Genomic DNA, 25,068 nt, shown 5'->3' with positions numbered 1-25,068 from the left:
TAGCGCGGTATACTGTTGTTTGAATGGTAAAAGATCGCTAGAATGCAATTCTTGTTGATAATGAGAGCTTTTATCAATAAGATTGCACGCACTGCTTTGATGGTAATAAATAACGTCTATGAATCCTTTTAAAATAAGTTTGCTCTTTGTCGCAACCACAAGCTTGCTCGGCGCAAATGCTTCAACGTTCAGCGATGCTAACGCAATTCAAAATAGCACCAACTCAATGTCTGCCCTTAGTCAGCAGAGTATTAATCACAGTTCACAACAGGCTTTGCAACTGCAAGCTGAAATTGATCAACTTAAAGAAGATGTAAAAAACATCACCATCTACCGTAATCATTTAGCGTCATTGGTTGAAAGCCAAAATCAAGAAACTCAAAGTCTTGCTCATCAAATTGAAGAAATAAAACTAACACGTCAGGGGATAGTCCCTTTGATGTACAAAATGATTGATGGGTTGCGCGTTATCGTTGAAAGTGATCGACCACTAAAACGTGGACAACGTTTGGAACGCATAGAAAAACTTCAAACGATGATGACCAGAGCCGATGTCAGTGACGCTGAAAAATATCGTCGAATTCTTGAGGCTTACCAAATTGAAATTGATTACGGGACTAAACTTGGTGCTTACCAAGGTTCGATCACTTTGAATTCCGCTGAAACTATTGAAGCTGATATTTTATACGTTGGGCGTATATCTTTGGTAGCGAGAAGCTTCAATGGCAAACATTATTGGGCTTGGGATCAACAGTCTCAACAGTGGAATTCAGTGGATACAAACGCATACAGTGAGTTAGATTATGCATTCAAAATGGCAAGCAGCCTGATAACACCAAACTTAATGACGGTGCCTGTTTCACTTAACCAGAAACAGGAGCAATAAAATGAACAAGTTATTAAAAATTTCTTCGCTCGTTTTTGCTCTGCTTTCATTACATGCTTTTGCTAATGCTGAGTTAGTGGCTAGTGCTAAACAGGAAAACCACAAGCAGCAAACTCATAATATTCAGCGAGAAGCGAGTTTTAAACAGACAGAGCAACAATTGCGTGCGATTAAGCAGGACTTAGAAACTCAACGTAAGGCACTGCAAGCACAGGCTGACCTGCTCAGTAAACAGTTTGGTGATAACGAAAACACCTTAGCTAGATTAGAAGAGCAGTTACGTTTAGAAACAGGTAGTTTGGGCGAGTTATTTGGTGTGGTACGTCAAAATGCCAAATCATTGAGTAGCGAGTTGCAGCAATCCATTACCGCTGTTGATCGGCATCAGCACACAGCACAAGTTGATGAAATTGTTGCGGCAAAATCATTACCTTCGATGACACAATTGACCGGATTGTGGCGCAGTTTTAACGAGCAGATCATCGCAAGTGGTGAGCTTAGTCGTGTTGACGTTGATTTTATTGATGGTGACGGTGTCACCAAATCCATTCCAGCTTATCGCATCGGGGCCTTTGGCCTTGTATCAGAGCAAGGTTATATGAAATGGAATAGTGATAAACAGGTGGTGACAAGCTACGCTAAACAACCCGAAAATACCCCTACCTTGACCCACATGGCAGGCAGTCATGTACAAATGTTGATGGTGGATCCATCGCGTGGCGTGATGCTAGAGCAACTCGCGCAAGTGCCGACATTGATGGAACGCTTACAAGCTGGTGGAGCTGTGGGTAATATTATTTTAGCACTGTTAGTGATCGGGCTGCTGATTGCGCTTTATCGTGGTTCGGTGTTGTTCATGACTCATCATAAGATCAAAGCGCAATTAAAAGATCCACAGAAAATTGGCGATAACCCCTTGGGTCGAGTACTAACTGTCTATAACAAAGAACAAAATCGTAGTGTAGAAGCGTTAGAACTTCGTCTATTAGAAGCGGTAGTCGACGAGCAAGCTCATCTTGAACAAGGTTTATCGATGCTTAAATTGTTGGCAGCGATTGCTCCTATGCTCGGATTGCTGGGAACCGTGACAGGAATGATTGAAACCTTCCAGGTGATCACTCAGTTTGGTAATGGTGATCCGAAAGTGATGGCTGGAGGCATTTCTATGGCACTAGTAACGACTGTGCTTGGTTTGATCGCGGCGATGCCATTGCTGTTGGCACACAATATCTTGAGCTCTCAGGCTGAAAACATTCGCACTATATTGGAAAAACAAGGTATTGGTTTGGTTGCAGAGCAAGCGGAGCAAGACTGCTTGTCTGTTAATCCTGCCGCAGCCGAGGTTGCAGCGTAATGCCAAGTGCTTTGTTAGCCAATGATTGGCTTGTGACATTGCAGCAATTTATGCAACAAGGCGGTGTCGTACTTTGGTGGTTAGCGGGCGTGGTGGTTTTGTATTGGCTACTTATTGTTGAGCGAGTGCTGTTTATAATGTTTGCTTTTCCCAAACTTCGTAAAACGTGGTTAGCTGAATGGCATCAGCGAGTCGATCACCATTCATGGTATGCCCACGCCATTCGCGATGGGTGGCTAGGGCAAGCACAATGCCTACTGCGCCAAAATCTCAATATGATAAAACTGCTTGCCACTCTATGCCCAATGCTTGGTTTGCTTGGTACCGTTACTGGGATGATTTCGGTGTTTGATGTTATGGCAAACCAAGGCAGTAGTGATCCTAAATTAATGGCTTCGGGTATTTCATTGGCCACGTTACCAACTATGGCTGGTATGGTTGCAGCATTAGCAGGCGTATTTGTTCACGCTCGTTTAGCAAAAGCGTGCCATCTGCTTGAACTAAAATTAGAAAAATCATTAAGGAGTTTGCGATGAGATTAGGCAGACGCCACCAAAAAAATGATGAAGCGCAAATCGATTTAACCTCGATGCTCGATATTGTTTTTATTATGTTGATTTTCTTTATTGTTACCAGTTCATTTGTTCGAGAATCTGGCGTTGAAGTGAATCGACCGCAAGCTTCGCATGCGGTGAGTCAAAAAGACGCGGGGATTTTCGTCGCAATTAATGCGGCAAATGATATCTATATTGATAAACGTCTGATTGATGCAGAGCGAGTTGAAGCGACATTAGAGCACCTGCTATTAGAGCAGCCAGATGCTTCACTGGTTATTCAAGCTGACGAACATGCTTACAATGGCACGGTTGTTAAGGTCATGGACGCGGCAAAAGGGGCTGGAGTGAAAAACATCGCATTGGCTGCGGAAAAACGCTGATGCTACGATTATTCATTGCATTGCCTTTTGCTGGCATCATCTCGCTAGCATTATTCAGTTTTATGTCATGGATGATAGATAACGGCCATCAACGGGTTACTGAAAGTGCTCAAGCGCTCAGCTTTACTATGATTATGGTTGAGCAAGAGCAGGATCTTCAACGTCGTCAACGTAGCTTACCAGAGCCATTACAACTACCAGAGCCACCACCACAATCACCCGTAACACAGGCCCAAACGGTAGCAGTTGAAACGTTAGCCGCTAACGCATTGCCTGCGTTAGGGCTAGATACCGTAATGAATGGAGTCGCAATTAGTGCGCCTACTTTCGGTGACTTTGGCACTAATCAACAGGCAATGCCGCTGTATCGTGTTGAGCCTGTTTATCCAGCCAAGGCGCTTAAACGTAGTGTAGAAGGGTTTGTTACGCTGAGCTTTACCATCGATGAGATGGGCAAAGCGACCAATATTAAAGTCGTGGAAGCAAAGCCAGTGAGGATGTTTGAGCGGGAAGCGATACAAGCAGTGAAAAAATGGAAATATCAGCCGCAAATTGTCGATGGACAAGCCATATCACAAAATGGGCAAACTGTAACGGTGGAGTTTAAAATCGCCAAATGATAAAACGACTTTTCATTAGCTTGCCGTTGTTTATTGTATCGCTAGCCCTAAATGCCAGTGAATTAAGCCCCATAACAGCGATAAAAGTACAAAAAGCGCAGCAACTTGCACAACAAGAAAAGCTGATACAAGCGATAGATGAACTGCGCCATTTAGAGAGTTCGAGAAGCTACGACAAAGCTTTTATCGCGCGTATGTTAGGCGTTTTTTATTGGCAAAATAACCAGACACAGCAAGCTATTTCACAAATAAAATATGCGGTTGAAAGTGGTGAACTTAACGACCAACAAACGTGGACAACCGAGCGTATGTTGGCTGATTTATATGTTAATGAAGGTCAATTTGAGCAAGCACTACCACATTATTATCAATTAGTTAAAAATACTCCAGACGCACAAAGCGCGCCACAATTATGGTTGCGTATTGCTCAGACTCATTACCAATTAGCGCAATGGCGTAAGGTACTAAAGGCGTTAGTTCAATATCAAAACCTAGCCGCAATGAATAGCAAAACGCCACTCTCTCTTAAGCTTGGGGCGCAACTTCAGCTTGAACAATGGAAAGAGGCTATTCCAACTCTGAAAAATTTGATTGCTTTGGAGCCGAATAAATCAAATTGGTGGCGTCAATTAGTAGGATTGCACCTGCGTTTAGATCAGCGACGCCAAGCGCTTAATAGTTTAGCGCTAGCCAAACTACAAGGTGTTGAATTATCAGAGAAAGATACACATCTATTAGCGCAACTTTATGCGCAAAATGGCATTCCAGAACGTGCCGCGAAAACGATGCAAACTCTGCCTGATATCAATAGCGATGTGTCATTAATCACAGAGCAAGCAACGTATTGGCAACAAGCCAGAGAATGGCAAAGTGCCATAGAAACTTGGTTGATTGCCGCTCAATTTGATAATAAGTACTTTTGGCAAGTTGCATTGCTGTATAACCAACAAGGGCAATACAACCAAGCATTAGTAGCGCTAGATAAGATCACAACAAAAGAGAAGCAGGCTGATGTTGCATTAGTTCGTGTACAAGCGCTGTATAAACTCAATCAACTGGATACGGCGCTGTACCAAGCGAAGCAAGCAGAAATTATTCAGCCTTCACAAGCGGCCAAAGGATGGATCAAGTTTTTGACTCAGTTACAACAAATCAAAAAAGATAAGTCCATTCAGTCTTAAGAGGCGTGGAGTATCTGTTGATGATTCACAAGTTTTTGTATTGAAAAATCGTTAATGATAACTATTTGCATTGGTTTGTGGCGCGCTTTATGATTTAATCCCTTTTCATTATTTGTTCGTACCATGAGTCAATCACTAGTCACACAACTTTTTCAAGATGCAAACCAAATTACTCCCTACCTTCGGGGGTATACTGATTTTCCCCAGCATGTGGAATCTATTCAAGTTAATAAGGATAATAGCGTTCTCATCCAGCAGTTATATAACGAGCTTGCTCAATCTAGCCCTGAAGGGGGGGCAGCGTACTGGTTAACTCGAACATGGGATCTTCTCTGCTGGCAGCCCGTCTATCTTTGTTTCTTGTCCATTTATCGTTTGAATGCGTTGCCTGACATTTACAATATGACGCAGTTTACACAACCTAAGTTTATTTCCGGCTTTCATTTTCATCGCACAGAGTTCATTCACGGATCACAATCACTATTGATTGAGCAAGCGGGTCAGCAACTCACGTCGTTATTTGAAACGTATCGCCAACAGATGGATCCATGGGTGCGGATCCGTCCTGGTTTTACGCGTCACTTATTGGCAGATGGTCTACTCAATTGTTTAGTGAAGTTACAAAGTACTAATCCGGGCTACAGCAATGAACAGATCATAGAACAAGCAGTACAATGGTTAGAGGTGTGTAATCTTCCTAAAAAGCACTTATCGAGTTTACAAGTGAAAGATAAAAACACGCCCTTGCAGCTAATTCGTACAAGCTGCTGTCTAGTGTATAAATGCGAGGGCAGAAGCCTCTGTTCAGACTGCCCTCGATTGCGTCGAGATAATTAAGTCGGATGTCTCAATGAACAGTTTTGTTGCTAGCCGAAGGGGAGGATAACTGAACGGATGGTCGAATGCTCAGTAACAAGATCAATACAGAAAAACCGATACAAACAAATATAGGATAGTGCGCAGAGTACATCGCTAAGTAAGCCAGTAAGGAAGCCAGACCATAACCAAGGGTATGAGACATAGCAATGTATCCCGCCACAGCTCCAGGACGGCTTTCATCACATTGAGTGGCGAAGGTAGTGTATGCTGGAACAAGCAGAGCTGCTCCAATCGCTGATATCGCCATTGCGAGAGCGAAAAATTCAATGTAAGGCAATAGAAACAGTCCCAAGCCAATGAACAGTAATAATGCACCAGTTTGATACATTCGGTGCAGTGACATCTTTTTCTTTTTGATCACCAGAACTTGCGTAGCCAATGTAAATGCTGCGCTGATGGTTAATAAAATCCCGATCACATCGCTTACTTTAGCAATTGACCAATCCGTTATGCTGAGTATTAGCGGGGAAAAACTGTATTGCAGCAAAGCGATCACTGCGCACAAAAGTAAGCCAGACAGCAGATATGGCCATAGTTGGCGTTGTGGTAACCAAGGTGAAGATGAACCTTTAGAATGCCTCGTACTAGTGTCTGTTAGTGGTGTGGGTAAGTAGAGTGCGACCACTAAAGCGATCATCGGAAAGAGAATCATCCCCGCTAAAGGGGCAAATACATGAATTTTTAAAGCCCCGATCGCAATGAGCGGTCCAATTAAGCGACCAGCACTTAGGCCGATACTGACCGAAGTAATTGCCTGTAAGCGGTTTTGTTGTCCGCATAACAAAATAGCCCAGTGCTGACTTGCAGGCACCATTCCCGACACTGTACAGCCATATATCACCCGAGCTATGACTAACCCAGCTAACCAATACCAATCAGAAACATTGGTATCTACTATGAATGAACGGCTCATTGCAGTAAAAAATAACAATAGTAGAAAACTGATACTCATCCCTAGTAGTGCTTGTAATACGACGTTTTTGGGACCATGAGCGTCACTATATCGGCCCCAAAATGGCGCAGAAGGCAGGAATAAAAAACTGCCAATAGCGATGACAATCGACCATGTTGGTAAGTTAAATGCAGAATGTTCAACCAAAAAGGGAAGGGAGACTAATAATCCATTCTGCCCAACTCCCATTAGGGCGGCGACGAATGCAATGGCTGTTAACTCAAATGTCGAGGCGTTTTTTCTTCCAAGTAGTTTATTCATCTCTAACAACAAAGCGTGGGGAATGTATGCTACATCCTACTGATAATAAATGATTGTGAAAACCATTATCATTAAGATTAAGTTGTGATATCTTCACATGCTATTGACTTTATCGTGAAGAATGATGTTTTAGCATGTATCAACTTATCGATGCGGCGTTTGAAATTGATGGCAAACGCATACTCCACCCAACCACACTGACCTTGCACAAGGGTAAAGTAACGACATTGCTTGGCCACAACGGATGTGGAAAATCCACATTAATGAAGTTACTTAGCCGTCAAAACTTTCCTAGTCAGGGACACATTTTGCTAAGAGGTAAGGGTGTGGAACGGTACAGTGCCTCCGATTTTGCACTTAATGTGGCTTATTTACCGCAACATCCACCCATTACTGATGGGGTGACGGTACGAGAATTGGTTTGCTTCGGACGTTATCCGTGGAAAGGAGCATTCGGTCGCTACTCTGCGCAAGATTATCACATTGTTGATCAAGCAATAGAGCGAGTTGGGCTAAACGCGTTTTCAAGTCGTTATGTGGCCACTTTATCGGGTGGTGAGCGTCAACGAGCTTGGGTAGCAATGTTGCTAGCCCAGCAGAGCGAATGCATTTTATTAGATGAACCGACATCGGCATTAGACGTTGCCCATCAGCATGAGCTGCTCACCTTGGTACGTGAGCTCAATCAATCAGTTGGTATAACCGTGATTATGGTACTGCATGATGTGAATATGGCCGCTAAATTTAGTGATCAACTGGTCGCACTTCATTCAGGGAGAGTAATTGCTCAAGGCGCACCCAAAGATTTAATGAAACCGAAAGTACTCCAATCTATCTACGGCATGGAGTTAGCACTGTTTCATCATCCTCAAACTGGCCAGCCAATCAGTTACATCCCCTAATCAATAATGCTAAAAGGATCAAATTGTGAAATCGTATTTTTTGTTGTTGAGTTTGCTGCTGACCACCACGGTACAAGCCATTACCGTCGAGCATGAATTGGGCTCAACAACCTTTGAACATCGACCAAAAACAATCGCCACACTCGATTGGGCATTAACGGAAACCGTATTAAGTTTAGGCGTTAACCCTGTAGGAGTTGCTGATGTAAAAGGCTACCAAACTTGGGTAAGTGAACCAAGATTAAGTGATAGCGTCGCTGATGTCGGTTCACGTCGAGAGCCAAATTTAGAACTACTAACACAGCTAAAACCTGACGTTATCCTTATAAGCCAAGCGATGAGTCACGCCTACCCGCAACTGAATATGATTGCACCAACCTTGGTATACAGCATTTATAGCCCTAAAAAAACACCGTTGGAAAATGCCAAAGCTATCACGAAACAATTGGGTGAATTATTCAATAAATCCGTTCAAGCTGAAGCGGTGATTGCTCAAACAAATGCGAAGTTAGAGCTCAATGGTCAGTACATGCGTCAGTACAAAAATTCCGATCGACCTTTACTGTTTGTTCGATTTCTTAACGAGAAAACTGTACGTATTCACGGTAATGGGTCTTTATCTCAAGATGTTTTACAACAGATGGGCCTAGTTAATTCATGGCGCGATACTACTAATATGTGGGGTTTTACCACCGCAGGCATCGAAAAGCTGGCAGAACATCAAGTCGCACGTGTCTTACTTTTTGGCCCACTACAACCAGAAGAACGCAGTGTGTTAGAGCAATCGGCACTATTTCAAACGATGGTTTTTAGTCGTCAAGGTTTGGTGTATGAGCTTCCGCCAATTTGGACCTTTGGTGGGTTGATCTCTGCACAGCGTTTTAGTGACCAGATTACTAAACTTGTTGCACTGTGAAGTGAATATGTCTCCATCACTATCGCTAGCCGTAAATTATCGTCACTCAAAATGGCTACTTTGCGCCATATTTTGTTTTGGACTTATTGCGTCGTTATTGCAGCTGAGCATACCTTATCACCAAGGCTTGCCACTATTGTGGCAAACCTTATTTCATTATGATGCCAACAATTATCAACATTTGATCGTCAACTTAACCTATTTGCCGCGATTGGCAATGGCAGTGTTGTGTGGTTTCGGACTAGCGGTTGCAGGCTCGGTAATGCAATATGTGTTGCGAAACCCTATTGCATCGCCAACCACACTAGGGGTCGCCTCTGGTGCTGAATTAGGAATGGTGTTGGGGATTTTATTTCTTCCCAGTTCGTTTTCTATCTCCGGATTTATTCCGGCATTTTTTGGTGGCTGTTTCGCAACGTTATTAGTATTTTTACTTTCCGCAAAAAGAGGTTTTGCACCTATCCATATGGTGCTTGCAGGGATGGTGATCAGTTTGTTCTTTGGTTCATTAAACACCATGCTTTTGTTATTGAACGAACAGAAACTCACTAGCGTCTTTGTATGGGGAGCCGGGGCGTTAAACCAAAATGGCTGGCGAAGTGTCATTTTTTTATTACCAATGATCAGTGTGCCAGTTGCATTACTCTTGCTGCTGCAACGACCTTTGGCTTCGCTACAGCTCGGAGATTCAGTATCAGCTTCTTTGGGAGTGAAGGTAAAACAGGTCAAAGTGGCATGCTTAGTTTTAGCCATTTTTATTACTGCTGCTATTGTCAGTGAAGTTGGCTTGATCGGTTTTATCGGTATTGTTGCGCCAGCAATTGCACGTATGTTCGGTGCGCGAAAACTGCCCGTGCAACTGCTTAGCAGTGGAATTATTGGTTCTGCCATGCTGCTACTGGCTGATTTGATTGTGCAACCTTTGTCAGGTGTAGGGGGGGAATTACTACCGACAGGTGCGATGACAGCGTTACTTGGTGCGCCATTTTTGCTTTTGTTGCTACAGCGCCAAATATTTAAGTCAGATCTAAAAGCTCGTGAAGTCGTTATCCAAACGTATCGTCACATTTCATTCTCCAAAAGCGTTCTTTTCTTAACATTAATACTCGTGATATTGGTACTGTTGAGTCTTTTTGTTGGGCAAGGTCAAACGGGATGGTACATAAGTATCGATGCTAATATCATCGCATTACGATGGCCGAGAGTATTTGTCGCGCTGTTTGCAGGAATGGGTCTTGCCATAGCTGGTACTATTATTCAACGTGTTACCACTAACCCAATGGCGAGCCCAGAAATTTTAGGCATTAGTTCTGGAGCTGCCCTTGCTTTGGTTATTGGGGCATTATCGGGAGTGGCTATTGAACGCCATCAGCAAATGCTGCTAGGTACTGTTGGGGCATTGAGTGTCACTGCTATCATCTGGTTGCTAGCCAGAAAACATCAATTTTCACCGACGCATATGCTACTTTCTGGCATTGCCCTCAGCGCTGGGCTCGATGCCGTACTTCGGATCTCCTTAGCTTCAGGTCAAGATAATGTGCAAGGCTTACTAACTTGGTTATCTGGTTCGACATATTTAGTCACAACGATCGATATCTGGATCGTTGCATGTGCTGTTTTGGTGATAGGGTGTGGTGTGGTGTGTACTCATCGTTGGCTCGATATCATTGGCTTAAGCAGTGTAACAGCCAGCAGTATTGGACTGAATGTTCGGTGGGTTAGGCAGGTTCTATTATTGATGGTCGCCTTATTAACAACCGTTTGCACCATCGTGATTGGCCCATTAAGTTTTATTGGTTTATTAGCGCCGCATATGGCACGTTCCCTAGGCCAATATAGTGCGCTAAAACAGGTAATCGTGGCTAGTTTTTTAGGGGCGTTGATTATGGTCATCGCCGATTGGACAGGGAGAACCTTGTGGTTCCCATGGCAATTTCCAGCAGGGCTTTTAGCCTCTGTTTTTGGTGGAGCATATTTTTTGTATTTAATGCGCAAATAGCCGATGAGCTATAATTTACCAACATATAAAAGCAGACTATTGAAGTTGTTTTTATCGACGTAACAAACGGTTAAATATATGTGAAGCACAAACCGAACGTATTATACCAATCGCAGTAAAGAACCGCTCATACTCGCTAGCTTGTTAAAACTCTCGATAACGGCGTTAGAATTTTTGATTGTGGAACAAGTAGTTATCGAAAAATCCCGCTTTGTTAGCAAGCATTTTTTCTACGCTATTTTTGAGTACTTATTTACGGTGATTGGTATTGCACAAGTGTTAGAAATAAAAAGTGTTTCATTGTACCAGTAAATATAAAAAATAGGTTGATTATGCAAATAAGAATGATTAGCATTTGTGTTAACAATAAAAACACAAAGACGCATTATGGAAAACATACCTTACCCAGAGCAACAACAGCCGATCATCAATGATGTCGCTGCTGCTTGTTTCTTAAATGCACTTGCTAGAGAGTGCGACTCGATTTCGATTGTTATTGAAGGAGATAAGTCATTTTACTGCATACCACGATCAGAACAATCCGCTATTTATATTCCGCTACGCTATGTCTCATCTTTAGGTTTACATCAATATCATTTTCCCGCTTATGCATTAGGAGAAAATAATACTCCCCTTGATTTCACCTCAGTCTTGAACGCGATTATGCATGAGCCTTCACTGGTTGGCTTATTAACCGCTGAACAAAGTGACATTTTTATAACCCGTGTACTAGAAAGCAGTACTAATACCCATCAAGCCATTTTAAAAAATCCTTATGGACAGTCACTGTTTAATGATGCGTTAAATTTTCAACAGGCCGAACAAGGATTATTAGTCGGACATTCTGTCCATCCTGCACCGAAAAGTCGTGAACAGTTCACCGCAGATGATGCTGCGCTTTATTCACCAGAGTTTGGAGGGCAGTTTGCACTACGTTGGTTAGCTGTTCACCCAAGTATTACCATTTCAGGCAGTTCCGCAGAGCTTACTGTGCAGCAACGACTTGAAGAGTTTTTAGAGGCCGATACCATGCTGGCTAAAATGGTCGTGGGGGAGATACCCGAAGGCTATTTACTCTTTCCTGTTCACCCATGGCAGTGGCAATGGTTCAAAAAACATCGTGATATTATTCAGTATCTCGAACAAGGCTTAATCGAAGATTTCGGTGAATTTGGTGCGACATGGTACCCAACCTCGTCCACTCGCTCGCTATACAGCCCTTCAATGCCTTATATGTTGAAATTTTCTTTAAGCGTAAAATTAACCAATTCAATTCGAAATTTATCACTAAAAGAAGTGGTTCGGGGGACGCGCCTCAACCAACTTTTCCATGATACTGATCTGAGTGGCACACAAGGTAAAGGACGTGGCTTTCAAGTAATGCAAGAGCCTGCTTTTGTTGGTTTGATTGATCAGAAAGGAGATGTGATCGACGAAAGTTTGGTGGTTTTTCGTGATAACCCGCTGCAATCTCAAATAGATCAAGAAGCGGTGGTGTTAGCAACCTTAACTCAACAAAACCCATGGTCTAGTGCGTCGTTAAGTGCTGCAAGAATTCATTCTATCGCTAATGAAAACAACAGCTTGGTAAAAGATGTTGCACTTGATTGGTTTAGCGCTTACTGCCGCCATGTAGTGGTACCACTATTTGCTTTACAGGCTAATTTTGGTGTGGTGTTTTTAGCGCATCAACAAAACATAGTATTGCAAATGGACAATGGATTTCCAGTTGGTATGTATTACCGAGATTGCCAAGGTACGGGATATACCGATCTCGCCTTTGAGCGCTTTTCTCAGCAGTTAAGTGAAAGCAAAAACGATGTGGAAAACTATTGGAATCAAGAAAAAGTGCGTCGTTACTTCGCTTATTATTTGGTGATTAATTCCACCTTTAATGTCATCAGTTCGATTGCTTCTCACTGTGATATATCGGAACAAGGGCTACTACGCGTTCTACGCCAACATCTTGAAGCATTGCACTTTAGTGAAATACGAGATTCAGCATGTTTAGATTACGTACTAGACAGCGACACATTATGCTGCAAGGGTAATTTTTACTGCTATTTGCAGAACTTCAATGAAAACTCTATTCCAGATCCTGCGGTGATTTATTTCGATTTGCCTAATCCCTTAATCAGCATTAAAGAGTATTCTCATGTCTAGTTTTGCCACTTTTACCGTTAAACAAGCAGCAGAGAAACCCGTTGAACTGAATTTGACACTTTCGCTTTCCGATCTCGAACATTGTGATGTTTTAGTCCAGTTATTTAGCGATCTCGATCGGCTTTTTAGCCAAGATCGCGGTATTGATGAAGTTCAATTTTTCCCGGGTAACGCTTTAGTTTGGCAACAAATAGCAGTGAAACTGCCCATTTTTAAGGCTTATATCCTGAGCCGAGCGTGTTTCTATCAATTGCCTTTGCATTGGCATAAACATTTAACTTCAAGTCAATTTCCGTTCAACGAAGTTCAAACTCATGTTCAATATCGTCATCATCCCCAAAGGCCACCTATGCCAAGTGGAATAGTGTATGAACGTTTTGACTATGACGCCCAAACGAACGTTTCTTTTCGAGTATTTGATATCGAGAAAGATCTGCTTCGCTTTGCCCGTTGGATGAATGACCCTCGAGTAGCACATTTCTGGGAGCAAGCGTGGAGCCAAGAGAAGTTAGCGGAGTTTGCTGTTGAACAGCTGAATGACCCCCACATCATCCCATTAATTGGTGAATTTGATGGACAACCATTTGGTTATGTTGAGGCGTATTGGGTAGCTGAAGATCGTTTAAGCTCTTATTACGATGTTCAACCTTACGACCGGGGTATTCACTTATTAGTCGGTGAAGAGCAATTCCGTGGTCCACGATTTTTTGATGCATGGATGAAAGCTATTACTCATTACCTATTTATTGATGATAACAGGACACAACGCATTGTATTAGAACCAAGGTCAGACAATCACCGTTTGTTTAACCGAATAGAGCAGGTCGGTTATCGAAAATGTTTCGAGTTTAACTTCCCGCATAAACGCTCGGCTCTGTTGATGCAAACTCGCAGCGAATTTTTTAAAGGACAATGGTAATGGAACAACAGGCTTTACATCTCTACTGGCAAGATGCGAATAGAAAAATGGTCGCAAAGCTAATGAGTGAATTAGCTTATGAACAAGCATTTGAACTTAAAACCATACCTGACGGTTTTTCGCTTTCGCTAGAAAGTGGCGTTATATATTCTGGATGTGGTCAGGCGAATATTTGGGGGCAAGTTGTATTTGACTCGACAACATTGAAACGAGAAGAGGATGGTCATTTTTCCGACATTCTTGCTTCAACATTCATGTTGGATATCCAAACACAATTAGAGATTAACGATGAGGTGTTGGCTGAACATTTTGAAGATCTCAATGCTACATTGCTAGGAGATTGTAAGTTAGCCTTACTAAAGCAAGGGCTAACGGCTAACGAACTTGCCAGCATGTCTTGTGAACAGCAACAAAGCCTATTTAATGGGCATCCCAAATTTGCCTTTAATAAAGGGCGAAGAGGTTGGGGAAGTGATGATCTTCAGTGTTATGCACCAGAGGCACAAAAGGCATTCCAATTGTGTTGGGTGGCGATTGAACGTTCAAATGTCGAGCAAGCCATAGGAAAAAATCTAGACTGGCAAGACTTGGTACTTTCAGCGATGAGTAGTGATGACCTGAAAGGCATCAAGCAACAAATTTTCAGTTATAACGTTGACCCAGAACAGTACACACTTGTTCCTGTTCATCCTTGGCAATGGCATAAAAAACTATCACTGCTTTTTGTACGTGAATTGGCGCAAAAAACGATCATTTATTTAGGAGAGTATGGTGATGAATTTTTACCTCAGCTTTCCTTACGTACCTTAAGTAATGTCACTCGCCCGAATGGTTATGACATAAAATTGCCACTGACTATTATGAATACTTCGTGCTATCGCGGTATTCCTGGGCGCTATATTTTGGCTGGTCCACTGGCGTCTGAATGGATTGATCACGTGTTTCAAACTGACCCGATACTGCTGGATAAACAGGCACAAGTACTACAAGAACCTGCGGCAGCATTTGTTGCTCAGCAGGATTATCAGCAATTGGCTAAAGCCCCCTATCGTTATCATGAATTGTTGGGCGTAATTTGGCGCGAATCGGCCCACTCAAAACTAGCACGTCATGAAAAATCGATATTAATGGCGGCATTAATGGAATGCGATAACAAAGGGAATCCATTGGTTGCTGAGTATATTCAAGCTTCAGGCTTGTCTTCTCTAGCGTGGTTAAGCCAACTCTTTGATGTGGTGGTGATTCCGTTTTATCACTTGTTAGTCAAGTATGGCGTATCTTTAATTGCTCACGGTCAAAACATCACCTTAGTGCTTGAAAAGCATGTGCCTAAACGTATTTTACTTAAAGATTTCCAAGGTGATATGCGCTTGATTGATAGAGAATTACCTGAGCAATCATTGTTACCTAAGGAAGTGAAAGAGGTGACGGTTAAATTACCGGACTCCTTGATTATCCATGATTTACAAACAGGCCATTTTGTTACCGTACTACGGTTTATTTCACCTTTGATGATACGCCTCGGTGTTAATGAAGCCACTTTTTATTCTTTGCTTGGACAATCGATTCAACGGTATATGGCTGAAAACCCTGATCTGAATGAACGTTTTACTCGCCTCGATCTCTTTAAACCTCGAATTTTACGCATCGGTTTAAACCTTGCGAAATTTCGGCACAGCACTGACGGCAGCGTATCACGCATGCTGCCTGATATGGACGACCAGTTAGATAATCCACTTTATCTAGTGACTCAATAATAAGGAAAAATACGATGAATAATTCCTCGAATCAAATGTTGGACATCGCCGGTATTGGTGTTGGTCCATTTAACTTGAGTGTTGCCGCGCTATTGATGCAAAACCCGAGCGTGAATGCCCAATTTTTTGAACGTGCTGAATCCTTTTGCTGGCACCCAGGCTTGTTGCTCGATAATACTCATATGCAAACCATGTTTTTAAAAGATTTAGTCAGTGCGGTTTGCCCTGAAAGCCCTTATTCATTCTTATCCTACTTAGTTAAAAATAAGAAATTCTATCGATTTTTATCGGCAGAATTGGGCTGTATCAGTCGCCATGAATTTTCAGATTACCTCGCTTGGGCAGCACATCAACTACCAAATGTTCAGTTCTCAAGTAAAATCGAACACATTGAACATACGGGCAATGAATTTGAAATCCATGCTACACATGGCCGTTATTTCGCTAAAAATTTATGTATAGGTACCGGAAAAGTACCTTACATGCCTAACTGTGCTAAACCACATATCGGTGAACGAGTATTTCATGCTGCTGAAATGGGGTTAAGAGAGCGAGACTTTACCGACAAGCGGGTGCTAATTGTTGGTGGAGGGCAAAGTGGCGCAGACATTTTTATTAATGCATTACGTGCTAAATGGGGGCAACCTCGCTCACTTGATTGGCTATCTCGTCGTTCTAATTTTCAACCTTTAGATGAAGCAGCATTCACCAATGAGTTCTTTACACCAGAATATGTTGATGCGTTTGTTGGTCTATCGCCAAAGGTAAAGAAAACGGAAATTGCAGCACAAAAGCTGACATCTGATGGGATCACTCAAGCGGCTATTTTGGATATTTATCGTGAGTTATATCATCGCTTTGATGTATTGAAACAAGATAAATGGGTGAGGTTATTGCCACATCGAAGTTTGAACCAACTTAATCAAACTAAAAATGGATTTGAGGCGGCAGCATTTAATGCCCTCAGTCAACAAAACGAAGTTCATCAAGCCGATATTATTATTTTGGCCACGGGGTTTAGTGCGCCATATCCAACCTGTTTAGACACTATCTTGCCGATGTTGGAGCTAGATAAGCAGGGACGTTATCAACTGAGTGAGAACTTCGAACTTCAGTGGAAGGGAAGTGCTCGCAATAAGATCTTTGCGGTCAATGCAGGAATGCATACACATGGTATTTCTGAGCCGCAGTTGAGTTTAATGGCGTGGCGTAGTGCTAGGATCATCAATCAACTTTGCCAGAAAACTGTTTTTGATTTAGACACAGGACGAGGAATGATTGAGTGGGTCAGTGAAAGTCGTATCGCTGAGCTTGTAGAATAATCAACTTGTTGAATATTTTCGAAAATGCCGCCTGCCATATCATTATAAATTCACATTGTTTTTTCATTTTATATGGTAATGAAGTGGCAAATGAGTATTATTATCAATTCCGATAATTGCAACTATATGAAGTAACAGAGAAAGATAAAATGAAAGCTCAAAAAAGGATATTTACATTAACGTCTATTGCAGCAGCAGTTGTGTCTGCAATGGCATTTGTACCAACAGCATCAGTGGCTGAAGAAATCAAATCTACACAAGACAAAATGGTTGTCGTTTCCAGCCGTGCGCCAAAAGCCATCAGTGAGATTCCAGGAACGGTTTGGTATGTTGATTCTGAAACCATTGAACGCGAGTATCGTGGTGGTAAAAGCCTAGGTGAAATATTAGCGATAGCCGTACCTTCATTGGATGTCGCGACAGAAGGACGTACAAACTACGGTCAAAATTTACGTGGTCGTGCGATGTTGGTAATGATTGATGGGGTGACCTTACAATCTTCACGTCAAATTAGTCGCAACCTTGATGCCATTGACCCATTTAATATTGATCGCATTGAAGTATTATCGGGTTCGACCTCAATCTATGGAGCTGGAGCTACGGGTGGTGTTATTAACATCATCACCAAAAAGTCACAGAGTGAAGAATTAGAGTTTGAAAGCTACGTTAGTGGTCGTTCTGGTTTTAACACGAGTGATGATTTTGATTATAAAATGGCACAGTCGATTTCAGGCGGCAATGACCGTCTTCAAGCGCGAGCTTCAGTCGTATACGGAGAGACACAAGGTTTCTACGATGCTGATGGCACGATTGTTACGCCAGATATTTCGCAAGGCTCGCTTCAGTTCAATACGCTTGTTGATACGTTGTTAACCATGGGGATACAGATCTCAGAAACTAAACAACTTAACCTACTTGCTCAATATTATGATAATCAGCAAGACTCACCTTATGGTTTATACATTAAAAGTAAAAATGATATTGAAGTGCGTGACGGTTTTGAATCTGATCGCCAACAAGGTACTGAACGCATTATGCTTGGTGTTGTATATAGCAACACAGCATTCTTCAGTCATCAACTGTTGGCTGAATTTTCGTATCGCAAAGAAGATCTCACTTTTACACCGTATTATCAAAGTGCATCGCAACAAACGACGGATGTAATCTCACTCAAAGCAGCGCTATCGAAAAACTTTGAGCGTTTCCAATTGGTTTATGGTGTGGATGCTTATGTCGATCAATTTACGTCAAATCAAGCATTGTTTGACCCCGTAGTGGCAAATGCCAGTGGTCAATTGATCAACCGTACTTATGCGACAGTAGGGCGCTATGCTAATACGGATGTGACCTCTATCGCTGCATTTGTGCAGGGGGATTATGCTTTAACGGATGATTGGTCATTGCAAGGTGGTTACCGTTACCAATACATGAACAATGAGATTGGTGATTTTGTTGGTGCTAAACAGCAAAAAGCGATTGCAGCCGGAAATGGCACTTCAGCTGATGCGGTACCAGGTGGCGAAACGGATTACACCATTGGGCTCTTCAATCTAGGGACACTCTATAAGCTTAACCATGAATCACAGCTATGGGCAAACTTCTCGCAAGGTTTTGATTTAGCCGATCCTGCTAAATGGTATGGCCAAGGTGATTACAGTAACACCCCTGATGCTGACGGTCACTATACATTGAACAAGAGCATTAACGTCAACGATTCTAAACTGTCTGGTATAAAAACTAACAGCTTTGAAGTAGGTTACCGACTAGACAAAGAGGCGCTTTCGCTACAAACCGCTGCGTATTACTCAGAATCTGATAAATCAATAACCTACGATAAAAACTCATTACTGATTAAGGAAATCGAAGATAAAAACCGTGTATATGGTTTGGAAGCGATGCTTTCTTATTGGTTAACAGACGCTGTTCAAGTGGGGGGGTACGGTCATTACGTGAAATCAGAAAAGAAAATTGATAATGAGTGGAAAGACATCTCTATTGGTTCTGCAAGTACTTCGAAAGCCGGTTCGTGGATTGGTTGGTATGAGTCAGATTTCGCTCTTAAACTGCAAAGTCAAACCATGTTCGATTACACGGATGCAGACGATAATACCTTGAATGGTTACACCACATTTGATTTTGTCGGAAGTTACCAATTACCTGTGGGTAGTTTAGGTTTCGGCATTTCAAATTTATTGAATAAAGAATACACCACGATTTGGGGTCAGCGTGCACAAAATGTGTACTCGTCTCATTACGCGGCAGAGGCTTATGACTATAAAGGTCGTGGCCGTACCTTCACCTTGAATTATCAAGTGAAGTATTGATAATTCACTCCTTTAACTATATGTAATAAAAAAGGTGCGGTTCTCGCACCTTTTTATTGCTTAACGTCCTCTACCGTCGATCATCACTATCAAGGTTTTAGTGAGGATACTTAAATCCATACTCAGCCATCCACCTAATGAATTCATGGATAACGCATAACTATGGTCAAAACCGACTTTGCGTCGAACGTCATCGATGCAGGTATCGTAACCTTGATTAACTTGGGCAAGGCCAGTAATTCCAGGTAATACTCCATAAGTTCGATCTGCAAAATAGGGAATGGCTTGCTCGAGTTTTTGATAGAAACCGGGTCTTTCTGGGCGTGGTCCGATCAAAGACATTTCGCCTTTTAATACATTAAATAGTTGTGGAATTTCATCCAAACGAGTTTTTCTCAAAAAACGACCAACAGGTGTAATACGAGGATCATTTTCGGTTGCCCACACAGCGCCAGAGCGGGTTTCAGCATCTTCATACATGGTACGAAATTTGATGATTTCAAAGAACGCCATTTTTTCAGGGGTTGATTTACCCACTCGCAATTGGCGATATAAAACAGGTCCTGATGATGTGGTTTTAATCGCTAATGCAATAAACGGTAAAATGGGTAGTAGTAATAGCAGACCAAGTGCAGCACCGATAAAATCAAAGCCGCGCTTGGTTGCATAAACGGATAAGCGAGTAAGTTTGCGAGTTTTCATCATCATCTCCTTAACGATTGACTCGAGCCCAACGGCCATTTTCCAACCCAAGTAGGTAGCGTAGCCCACCGATAAAATTGGCATAATGGCCCGCAACGATATATGTCACTAATTGGCAAATTTTGTAGCTAAATAGTCGTGGGAATAGCACGCCTAATGCCCCTAGGCTATAGGCAAATATTTGTAGTAATAACAGAATCATGAATAAAAAATTATGCATGAGTACAAGTGAGCAACTGAAGCAAATCAGCATCAAGTATGGGGTTGCTAAACGCAATCCTTTCCCTGAAAAGAAGGCAAAAGCAACACCTTTATATCGTGGGCTAAACAATTCAAATAAGTGAATCATTTGTTGCATGTTACCGGCAGAAATACGTAAACGTCGTTTGAAATCACTCTCTTGTTGGGTTGGCTCAAGTTCGAGGGCCACCATATTGGGTTCGTAATGCGCGAGATATCCTTTACGAATGATTTCCATAGGCAGTACAAAATCATCATTGATCGTATTTTCAGATAAAGGTTCGAATAAAGCGGTTCGAAAGAGATAAAGCGCACCATGAGCCCCAAGGGTGGATCCTAGTGAAGCTTCATTCAGTTTGACTTGTCCTTGATAACGCCAGTAATTTGTTTCACCTTGGTTGGTTTGATCAAGTAACTGATATTGAGCATTCACGACACCTACATCTGGATTCATAAAGTGCTGCTCAGCAATGAGCAAAGCATCCAATGAGATTAAAGCACTAACATCACTAAAAGCCGTGATCTCAGATTGAACATACGTCATTTCATCATTCAGTAACGCCACTTTTCCGCGGTTAAGCGTATAGCTGTGGACCTCAAAATAGGTATCACTACAAATAGCTTCTTGTATGGTTTGTTCTGCTATTTCTACAGTATCATCTGTACAACCATCACAGGCAATAATGACGGTCAGCTGGCTTTTGGGATAGTCAAGAGCTGCGAGATTGCGAATTTTTTCAGCAATCCAGCGAGATTCATTAAAGGCAGGGACCACAACGGTCACACTTGGGCGTAAAGAGTCATTTTGCGCTTGACGGTAACCTCTTAGTGTTTTGGGGACGGTTTTGATTGGATGGCTTTTGGAGTACCACTTGAGAAACAAGGGATATCCAACATGATGATAAATAATCAAACCGCCACAGGTTATACATACAACAATTAAGATAAGTTCCATCATGCTAACGCCTCCGTAGCTAAAGATTCATACGAATTCACCATTTGCCGAATATCGCTGTGAGCGAGCACAAACGTTCTTGGGTTAAAGCATATGGGGTAGTCTAAAGCTTGCTTCAAGCCTATGGCGAGATCCAATACTCGATTTGGTTTGACAATAAATCCAGACAATGGGCAAAGCGTTTCGCGTGATGCGCCGACATTGGTCAGCACGGCGGATGTTCCGCATGCCTGAGCCTCTAATGGTGAAAGAGGAAAACCTTCGCAGCGTGACGGCATACAAAATAGGTCGATGGCTTGATAAAAAATAGGCATGTCTTCAACTAAACCAAGAAAATGAACGCGAGAGGTGACAGCGCAACGTTTAGCTAGAGCTTGCAATTTATCCCTTTGTGAACCTTGCCCCGCAATGACTAAGTGAACAGAATCCGGCAGTAGTGCTAATGATTTTATTGCTAAATCATGGCCTTTCACTGTTTCTAGGCGACCAGCACAACCAATAAAGGTGGTGTCTGCATCTAAGCCAAGTTGTTTGCGTGCTTGTTTTTTTGAACCTAAGTTAAATTTTTCGCAGTCGATACCATTTTTAACGGTAATGGTGTTTGCATAATGAAAGCGTTGTCTTAATGTGTCAGCAACATAACTTGCGTCCCCAACAAGAATTGGTTTGACAGCCTTCAATACCCATTTTTGTAAGTTGAAATGTTTTTTATTCTCTAAATGCCAAACATCATGTTCGGTATGAATTCGAACCTGAACTTTTGCTATTTTGGCTGCAATACCCGCATAAATTAATGGACCAATATGATGAGTATGCACCACATCAACTCTAAGAAAGCGAAACAGATTAACTAGGACTGGAATCATAGCTAGGTGTACACCGTTTTTTTTATCCAGAAATAATAACCGGTCGCTAAAGGCTTCAAGCTTCGGCCAGTTCTTAATCGCTGCTTCTTTATTTCCTTCTAAACTGAGGATGAGAGTATTGGTCTGTGGGTTTGCAAAATTCAATAAATCGAGCGTTAAGCTTTCAAGCCCACCAGGAGCAAGATGCTGAACTACATGTATAACATTACGACGGTAAGGTTGCTGGTTGTTCATCATGTCATCCTTTAACGACTAGGTTTAAAGTAAATAAGGCATGAAGCATGCCAATAAAAATGGCATTGTTTTTCAATGCATTAGGTGGTTTTTTTGTTGAGGCTAACGTTCAATTCCAATCTGAGAATCGAATTGAACGTTAGATTTGCAAAATCAAAGAGAGACTTTCGGTATAACGGTAAGAACGGGAGATTTGGTGAGGTTTTCCAATTCATCACGACGACGAATGCTGGTATCAAACAATTCACTTACTGTGGCAAGCCCACAGCCTAATGCAATCCCAGCAATAAAGCCTGCTATCACAAACAAAATGCTAGGCAGATTGGATGGTGTGCTTGGTGTATAAGGTAAATCGATGATTTTCACCCGTTTGTTTTGTTCAAACACACCAAGAGAACCGGTTAGTTGCGCCATTTCATAGCGCTGTAGTAACTCATCGTACAACTGACGCTTAATCTGTACATCGCGTTTTAAACGGTATAATTCTTTGGCATTGTCACCAAAGTTATTAGCTTTGTTCTCTAATTCGAAAATGATTTGGCGTAAGCTTTTTGTTTCCTCATTTAACGCTTCATAACGGCTACGTGCATTTTGTAGGCCTTGCAGTTGAGTGACGAGTAATGGCTGAACTTCATTTAAATCAGACAATGTATTACTACTGGCTATATCCCATAGCTGGTCACTATTCAAGTTAGGGTGCCCTTGTCCGAGTATGGTCGTTCTTTCTAACTCTAAACGCGATAATTCGCGTTTTTTAGCTTGCACCAAACTATGAGAGTCGGTGTATTTTGATTGAAGCAATGCTAAATCACTGCGTATTTGAATTATTTTATCTTCAATTTTACCGATCACCGGATTGGTTTTTGAAAGCTGTTCATCCAAGCTACCTAGTCCTTTTTTAACGCCGGATAACTCAGCCTCCTTTTCTGACAATGATTGTTTTAAAGCCGCAAGCCGATTTAAACTTTGCGTTTGCATTTCCGGTGAAACGGATGAGTTTTGGTTGTTATAAATAGCGAGCGCATTTTCTGCAACATCCAACTCAGCCCTACGTTTTTCAATATGCATGGTTAAAAAATCGCTTGAGTCTCGAATTGATGAGCGTTCAGGTGCAAGTAATTGGTCAATAAAATGTTCGCTCACGGCTTGCAACGTCTCTTTCATGCCTTTAGGGGATGAACCTTGTAACTCAATTTTAATAAAATCTTTGCCAAGCATGCTGATTGAAAGGTTGTTGGATAATTTGTTGATGGCTCTTTCTATCTCGCTACCCGACATCGTGTCATTGACCAATTCAAGCTCCTGAGCAACTGAAAATAGAACATGGCGACTCTTCAAGAGAGTGCTGAGTGCGCTCATGCGATCATTGAGCATGGTTGATACTGCGATATCTTCCAAAAAAGGATTCATTTTGGCGGTTTCTTGGATCAACATACTAGTATGTGATTGGTATTTTAGCGGAGTGAGGTAGGAGACGAGTAAGCCAACTACAGGTAAAATAAGCATTGGCAGTGCAATTAAATAGCGTCTGCGCCATGCCCCGCAAAGAATCACCAATAGACGTAATTTTAGTTGATTCATAATAGCTCCAACATCCAATTGACGAATTGACTGCGGCTATCCCAACTCTCTTGAGTCACGATATCTCGGGGAAGTTTTGGTTGCTGGCAAGCAAGATGCAGCATACTGACCATTTCTTCACTATTTTGAGCAATATTTACGTGCTTACGGTATGGCTTCAATGCCGGAAAATCAGTTGTGACAATCGCACTGCCTGCAGCTAAGTACTCCATTAACTTTAACGGACTACAGGCTTGGATCTGCTGGTTTGCTTTGAAGGGCAGTAAGCTTACATTCCAGTGTTGGCTGTAACTAGGCAGTAAATAATGCGCTTTAGGGCCAAGGTAATGCACGTTAGGTAACTTAGGTAATTGGCACGACGATAATTCTATAGGACCGATGAACACAAATTCCCAGTTGGGTAAGTTGCACGCAATGTGATGAATTAAATCGTAATCAAGCCATTGAGATAAGCTGCCATAAAAACCTGCGATAGGCTTGCCATTGTTCGGTAGGTCGCTAGCACGTGGTGACGGAGTTGAAAAAAGCTGAGTATCAACGCCATGAGGAAGAAGTTGTGTTTTACACGCTGGAAATTTAGCTTTGATATTTTCACTGGCGGCGAAAATTAAATTCGCTTTTTCAGCAAGGCATCGTTCATGCATTGTAACCACACGATGATCAACCCCCGCTAAGGCAGAAAAGTCATCCCCACAATAATACACCACCGCCGATTCATTCAAATGCCCGCAAAGATCGGCAGCGGTTGGTAACGAGCTCCATAAAATCGGCGAGCTAAGCGACATTTTTTCTAGGATAGGATGCAGTTGGTGTAGCATGACATCCCTTGCAATACGGCGTGCTATCGCACTTTTTGGCGCTGGTATTGTGCGTAAATTAACGACTTTGATTGAATTTAACTCAGTTTGTTTAGCTGAGTGGTTATAGCCAGTTTTAGCTTTACCTAGTATTTTTTGCACAGCGCGCGTTGAATCCCGCCATGTAAGCGCTGGTTGACGTAAGCCAATCGAGTTAACCCATACCACTTGACGATCTTGTGCCAAACGACCAACCAAGTGTTGAGTACTTGAGGGTAGGCCACCCCAATCTTCACCAAATACAATTAGATCACGCATACG

22 protein-coding genes are annotated in these 25,068 nt (G+C 42.2%); 16 read left to right on the top strand and 6 right to left on the bottom strand.

From position 1 onward, the window contains the following. The first annotated feature begins 118 nt into the window (after positions 1–118). The 7 genes from HGG78_RS13915 (at position 119) to HGG78_RS13885 (ending at position 5,815) form a co-directional block, all read left to right on the top strand. Positions 119–886 carry a DUF3450 domain-containing protein gene (locus tag HGG78_RS13915; RefSeq protein ID WP_172533245.1) on the top strand — a complete coding sequence of 256 codons (768 nt, stop codon included), beginning with the start codon at positions 119–121 and terminating at the stop codon, positions 884–886. A gap of 1 nt (position 887) precedes the next feature. After that, the gene (locus tag HGG78_RS13910; protein ID WP_172533244.1) at positions 888–2,240 is read left to right on the top strand and encodes a MotA/TolQ/ExbB proton channel family protein; all 1,353 of its coding nucleotides are present in this window, start codon (positions 888–890) and stop codon (positions 2,238–2,240) included. Beyond that, on the top strand, positions 2,240–2,776 hold the full coding sequence (locus tag HGG78_RS13905) for a MotA/TolQ/ExbB proton channel family protein (protein WP_172533243.1): 537 nt from the start codon (positions 2,240–2,242) through the stop codon (positions 2,774–2,776). Before HGG78_RS13910 ends, HGG78_RS13905 begins: the two co-directional genes overlap by 1 nt. Further along, positions 2,773–3,177 carry an ExbD/TolR family protein gene (locus HGG78_RS13900; protein ID WP_053311471.1) on the top strand — a complete coding sequence of 135 codons (405 nt, stop codon included), beginning with the start codon at positions 2,773–2,775 and terminating at the stop codon, positions 3,175–3,177. Before HGG78_RS13905 ends, HGG78_RS13900 begins: the two co-directional genes overlap by 4 nt. Then, positions 3,177–3,797 carry an energy transducer TonB gene (locus HGG78_RS13895; protein ID WP_053311472.1) on the top strand — a complete coding sequence of 207 codons (621 nt, stop codon included), beginning with the start codon at positions 3,177–3,179 and terminating at the stop codon, positions 3,795–3,797. Before HGG78_RS13900 ends, HGG78_RS13895 begins: the two co-directional genes overlap by 1 nt. Further along, positions 3,794–4,978 carry a tetratricopeptide repeat protein gene (locus HGG78_RS13890; protein ID WP_053311473.1) on the top strand — a complete coding sequence of 395 codons (1,185 nt, stop codon included), beginning with the start codon at positions 3,794–3,796 and terminating at the stop codon, positions 4,976–4,978. Before HGG78_RS13895 ends, HGG78_RS13890 begins: the two co-directional genes overlap by 4 nt. 123 nt (positions 4,979–5,101) lie before the next feature. Continuing rightward, entirely contained in the window at positions 5,102–5,815 is a 714-nt protein-coding gene (locus tag HGG78_RS13885; protein ID WP_053311474.1) for a siderophore ferric iron reductase, read from the top strand. A 10-nt stretch (positions 5,816–5,825) separates the two neighbouring features. Here the strand turns inward: HGG78_RS13885 and HGG78_RS13880 are convergent, their stop codons facing one another. Beyond that, positions 5,826–7,070, bottom strand: coding sequence for an MFS transporter (locus tag HGG78_RS13880; protein WP_053311475.1), 1,245 nt, complete (start codon positions 7,068–7,070; stop codon positions 5,826–5,828). 134 nt (positions 7,071–7,204) lie between these two features. Between HGG78_RS13880 and HGG78_RS13875 the strand changes: the two genes are divergently transcribed. The 9 genes from HGG78_RS13875 (at position 7,205) to HGG78_RS13840 (ending at position 19,372) form a co-directional block, all read left to right on the top strand. Next, positions 7,205–7,972: an ABC transporter ATP-binding protein gene (locus tag HGG78_RS13875; protein WP_172533242.1), complete on the top strand. Its 768-nt coding sequence runs from the start codon at positions 7,205–7,207 to the stop codon at positions 7,970–7,972. A 25-nt stretch (positions 7,973–7,997) separates the two neighbouring features. Continuing rightward, the gene (locus tag HGG78_RS13870) at positions 7,998–8,888 is read left to right on the top strand and encodes an ABC transporter substrate-binding protein (protein WP_338326142.1); all 891 of its coding nucleotides are present in this window, start codon (positions 7,998–8,000) and stop codon (positions 8,886–8,888) included. 7 nt (positions 8,889–8,895) lie between these two features. Further along, on the top strand, positions 8,896–10,887 hold the full coding sequence (gene fhuB, locus HGG78_RS13865; RefSeq protein ID WP_172533241.1) for a Fe(3+)-hydroxamate ABC transporter permease FhuB: 1,992 nt from the start codon (positions 8,896–8,898) through the stop codon (positions 10,885–10,887). A 180-nt stretch (positions 10,888–11,067) separates the two neighbouring features. Continuing rightward, positions 11,068–11,199, top strand: a complete 132-nt coding sequence (locus HGG78_RS19150; RefSeq protein ID WP_255091358.1) for a hypothetical protein — start codon at positions 11,068–11,070, stop codon at positions 11,197–11,199. Between the two features lie 75 nt (positions 11,200–11,274). Then, entirely contained in the window at positions 11,275–13,050 is a 1,776-nt protein-coding gene (locus HGG78_RS13860) for an IucA/IucC family protein (RefSeq protein WP_172533240.1), read from the top strand. Continuing rightward, positions 13,043–13,969, top strand: coding sequence for a GNAT family N-acetyltransferase (locus tag HGG78_RS13855; RefSeq protein WP_172533239.1), 927 nt, complete (start codon positions 13,043–13,045; stop codon positions 13,967–13,969). The genes HGG78_RS13860 and HGG78_RS13855 overlap by 8 nt, the downstream gene beginning before the upstream one ends. Further along, complete coding sequence (locus HGG78_RS13850) at positions 13,969–15,726, top strand: IucA/IucC family protein (protein ID WP_172533238.1); 1,758 nt, start codon at positions 13,969–13,971, stop codon at positions 15,724–15,726. Before HGG78_RS13855 ends, HGG78_RS13850 begins: the two co-directional genes overlap by 1 nt. Positions 15,727–15,740: 14 nt before the next feature. Then, positions 15,741–17,048, top strand: coding sequence for a lysine N(6)-hydroxylase/L-ornithine N(5)-oxygenase family protein (locus tag HGG78_RS13845; RefSeq protein WP_053311482.1), 1,308 nt, complete (start codon positions 15,741–15,743; stop codon positions 17,046–17,048). 149 nt (positions 17,049–17,197) lie between these two features. Further along, the gene (locus HGG78_RS13840) at positions 17,198–19,372 is read left to right on the top strand and encodes a TonB-dependent receptor (RefSeq protein WP_172533237.1); all 2,175 of its coding nucleotides are present in this window, start codon (positions 17,198–17,200) and stop codon (positions 19,370–19,372) included. Positions 19,373–19,432: 60 nt separating this feature from the next. Here the strand turns inward: HGG78_RS13840 and HGG78_RS13835 are convergent, their stop codons facing one another. The 5 genes from HGG78_RS13835 to HGG78_RS13815 all read right to left on the bottom strand — a co-directional run bounded on the left by HGG78_RS13835 (position 19,433) and on the right by HGG78_RS13815 (position 25,065). Then, positions 19,433–20,074 (bottom strand): sugar transferase, encoded by a 642-nt coding sequence (locus tag HGG78_RS13835; RefSeq protein ID WP_053311484.1) that lies wholly within the window; start codon positions 20,072–20,074, stop codon positions 19,433–19,435. Positions 20,075–20,084: 10 nt separating this feature from the next. After that, entirely contained in the window at positions 20,085–21,272 is a 1,188-nt protein-coding gene (locus HGG78_RS13830) for a glycosyltransferase family 2 protein (RefSeq protein WP_172533236.1), read from the bottom strand. After that, complete coding sequence (locus tag HGG78_RS13825) at positions 21,269–22,369, bottom strand: glycosyltransferase (protein WP_141652891.1); 1,101 nt, start codon at positions 22,367–22,369, stop codon at positions 21,269–21,271. Before HGG78_RS13825 ends, HGG78_RS13830 begins: the two co-directional genes overlap by 4 nt. A 153-nt stretch (positions 22,370–22,522) precedes the next feature. Then, a complete protein-coding gene (locus HGG78_RS13820; protein WP_053311487.1) occupies positions 22,523–23,950 on the bottom strand; it encodes a GumC family protein in 1,428 nt (475 codons plus the stop codon). Then, positions 23,947–25,065 (bottom strand): glycosyltransferase family protein, encoded by a 1,119-nt coding sequence (locus HGG78_RS13815; protein WP_053311488.1) that lies wholly within the window; start codon positions 25,063–25,065, stop codon positions 23,947–23,949. Before HGG78_RS13815 ends, HGG78_RS13820 begins: the two co-directional genes overlap by 4 nt. Positions 25,066–25,068 lie beyond the last annotated feature (3 nt).

This window comes from Vibrio aestuarianus (genome assembly GCF_012395185.1).
In the GTDB taxonomy this organism is placed as follows: domain Bacteria; phylum Pseudomonadota; class Gammaproteobacteria; order Enterobacterales; family Vibrionaceae; genus Vibrio; species Vibrio aestuarianus.
This window is presented reverse-complemented; position numbering and strand designations above follow the sequence as displayed.

Bases quoted from the DNA above. Each gene is read 5' to 3' on its own strand.
- HGG78_RS13840 (WP_172533237.1), top strand. From the start codon at position 17,198: ATGAAAGCTCAAAAAAGGATATTTACATTAACGTCTATTGCAGCAGCA.
- HGG78_RS13860 (WP_172533240.1), top strand. From the start codon at position 11,275: ATGGAAAACATACCTTACCCAGAGCAACAACAGCCGATCATCAATGAT.
- HGG78_RS13880 (WP_053311475.1), bottom strand. From the start codon at position 7,070: ATGAATAAACTACTTGGAAGAAAAAACGCCTCGACATTTGAGTTAACA.
- HGG78_RS13915 (WP_172533245.1), top strand. From the start codon at position 119: ATGAATCCTTTTAAAATAAGTTTGCTCTTTGTCGCAACCACAAGCTTG.
- HGG78_RS13820 (WP_053311487.1), bottom strand. From the start codon at position 23,950: ATGAATCAACTAAAATTACGTCTATTGGTGATTCTTTGCGGGGCATGG.
- HGG78_RS13830 (WP_172533236.1), bottom strand. From the start codon at position 21,272: ATGATGGAACTTATCTTAATTGTTGTATGTATAACCTGTGGCGGTTTG.
- HGG78_RS13845 (WP_053311482.1), top strand. From the start codon at position 15,741: ATGAATAATTCCTCGAATCAAATGTTGGACATCGCCGGTATTGGTGTT.
- HGG78_RS13900 (WP_053311471.1), top strand. From the start codon at position 2,773: ATGAGATTAGGCAGACGCCACCAAAAAAATGATGAAGCGCAAATCGAT.
- HGG78_RS13850 (WP_172533238.1), top strand. From the start codon at position 13,969: ATGGAACAACAGGCTTTACATCTCTACTGGCAAGATGCGAATAGAAAA.
- HGG78_RS13905 (WP_172533243.1), top strand. From the start codon at position 2,240: ATGCCAAGTGCTTTGTTAGCCAATGATTGGCTTGTGACATTGCAGCAA.
- HGG78_RS13855 (WP_172533239.1), top strand. From the start codon at position 13,043: ATGTCTAGTTTTGCCACTTTTACCGTTAAACAAGCAGCAGAGAAACCC.
- HGG78_RS13815 (WP_053311488.1), bottom strand. From the start codon at position 25,065: ATGCGTGATCTAATTGTATTTGGTGAAGATTGGGGTGGCCTACCCTCA.
- HGG78_RS13835 (WP_053311484.1), bottom strand. From the start codon at position 20,074: ATGAAAACTCGCAAACTTACTCGCTTATCCGTTTATGCAACCAAGCGC.
- HGG78_RS13875 (WP_172533242.1), top strand. From the start codon at position 7,205: ATGTATCAACTTATCGATGCGGCGTTTGAAATTGATGGCAAACGCATA.
- HGG78_RS13825 (WP_141652891.1), bottom strand. From the start codon at position 22,369: ATGAACAACCAGCAACCTTACCGTCGTAATGTTATACATGTAGTTCAG.
- HGG78_RS13895 (WP_053311472.1), top strand. From the start codon at position 3,177: ATGCTACGATTATTCATTGCATTGCCTTTTGCTGGCATCATCTCGCTA.
- HGG78_RS13885 (WP_053311474.1), top strand. From the start codon at position 5,102: ATGAGTCAATCACTAGTCACACAACTTTTTCAAGATGCAAACCAAATT.
- HGG78_RS13910 (WP_172533244.1), top strand. From the start codon at position 888: ATGAACAAGTTATTAAAAATTTCTTCGCTCGTTTTTGCTCTGCTTTCA.
- fhuB (WP_172533241.1), top strand. From the start codon at position 8,896: ATGTCTCCATCACTATCGCTAGCCGTAAATTATCGTCACTCAAAATGG.
- HGG78_RS13890 (WP_053311473.1), top strand. From the start codon at position 3,794: ATGATAAAACGACTTTTCATTAGCTTGCCGTTGTTTATTGTATCGCTA.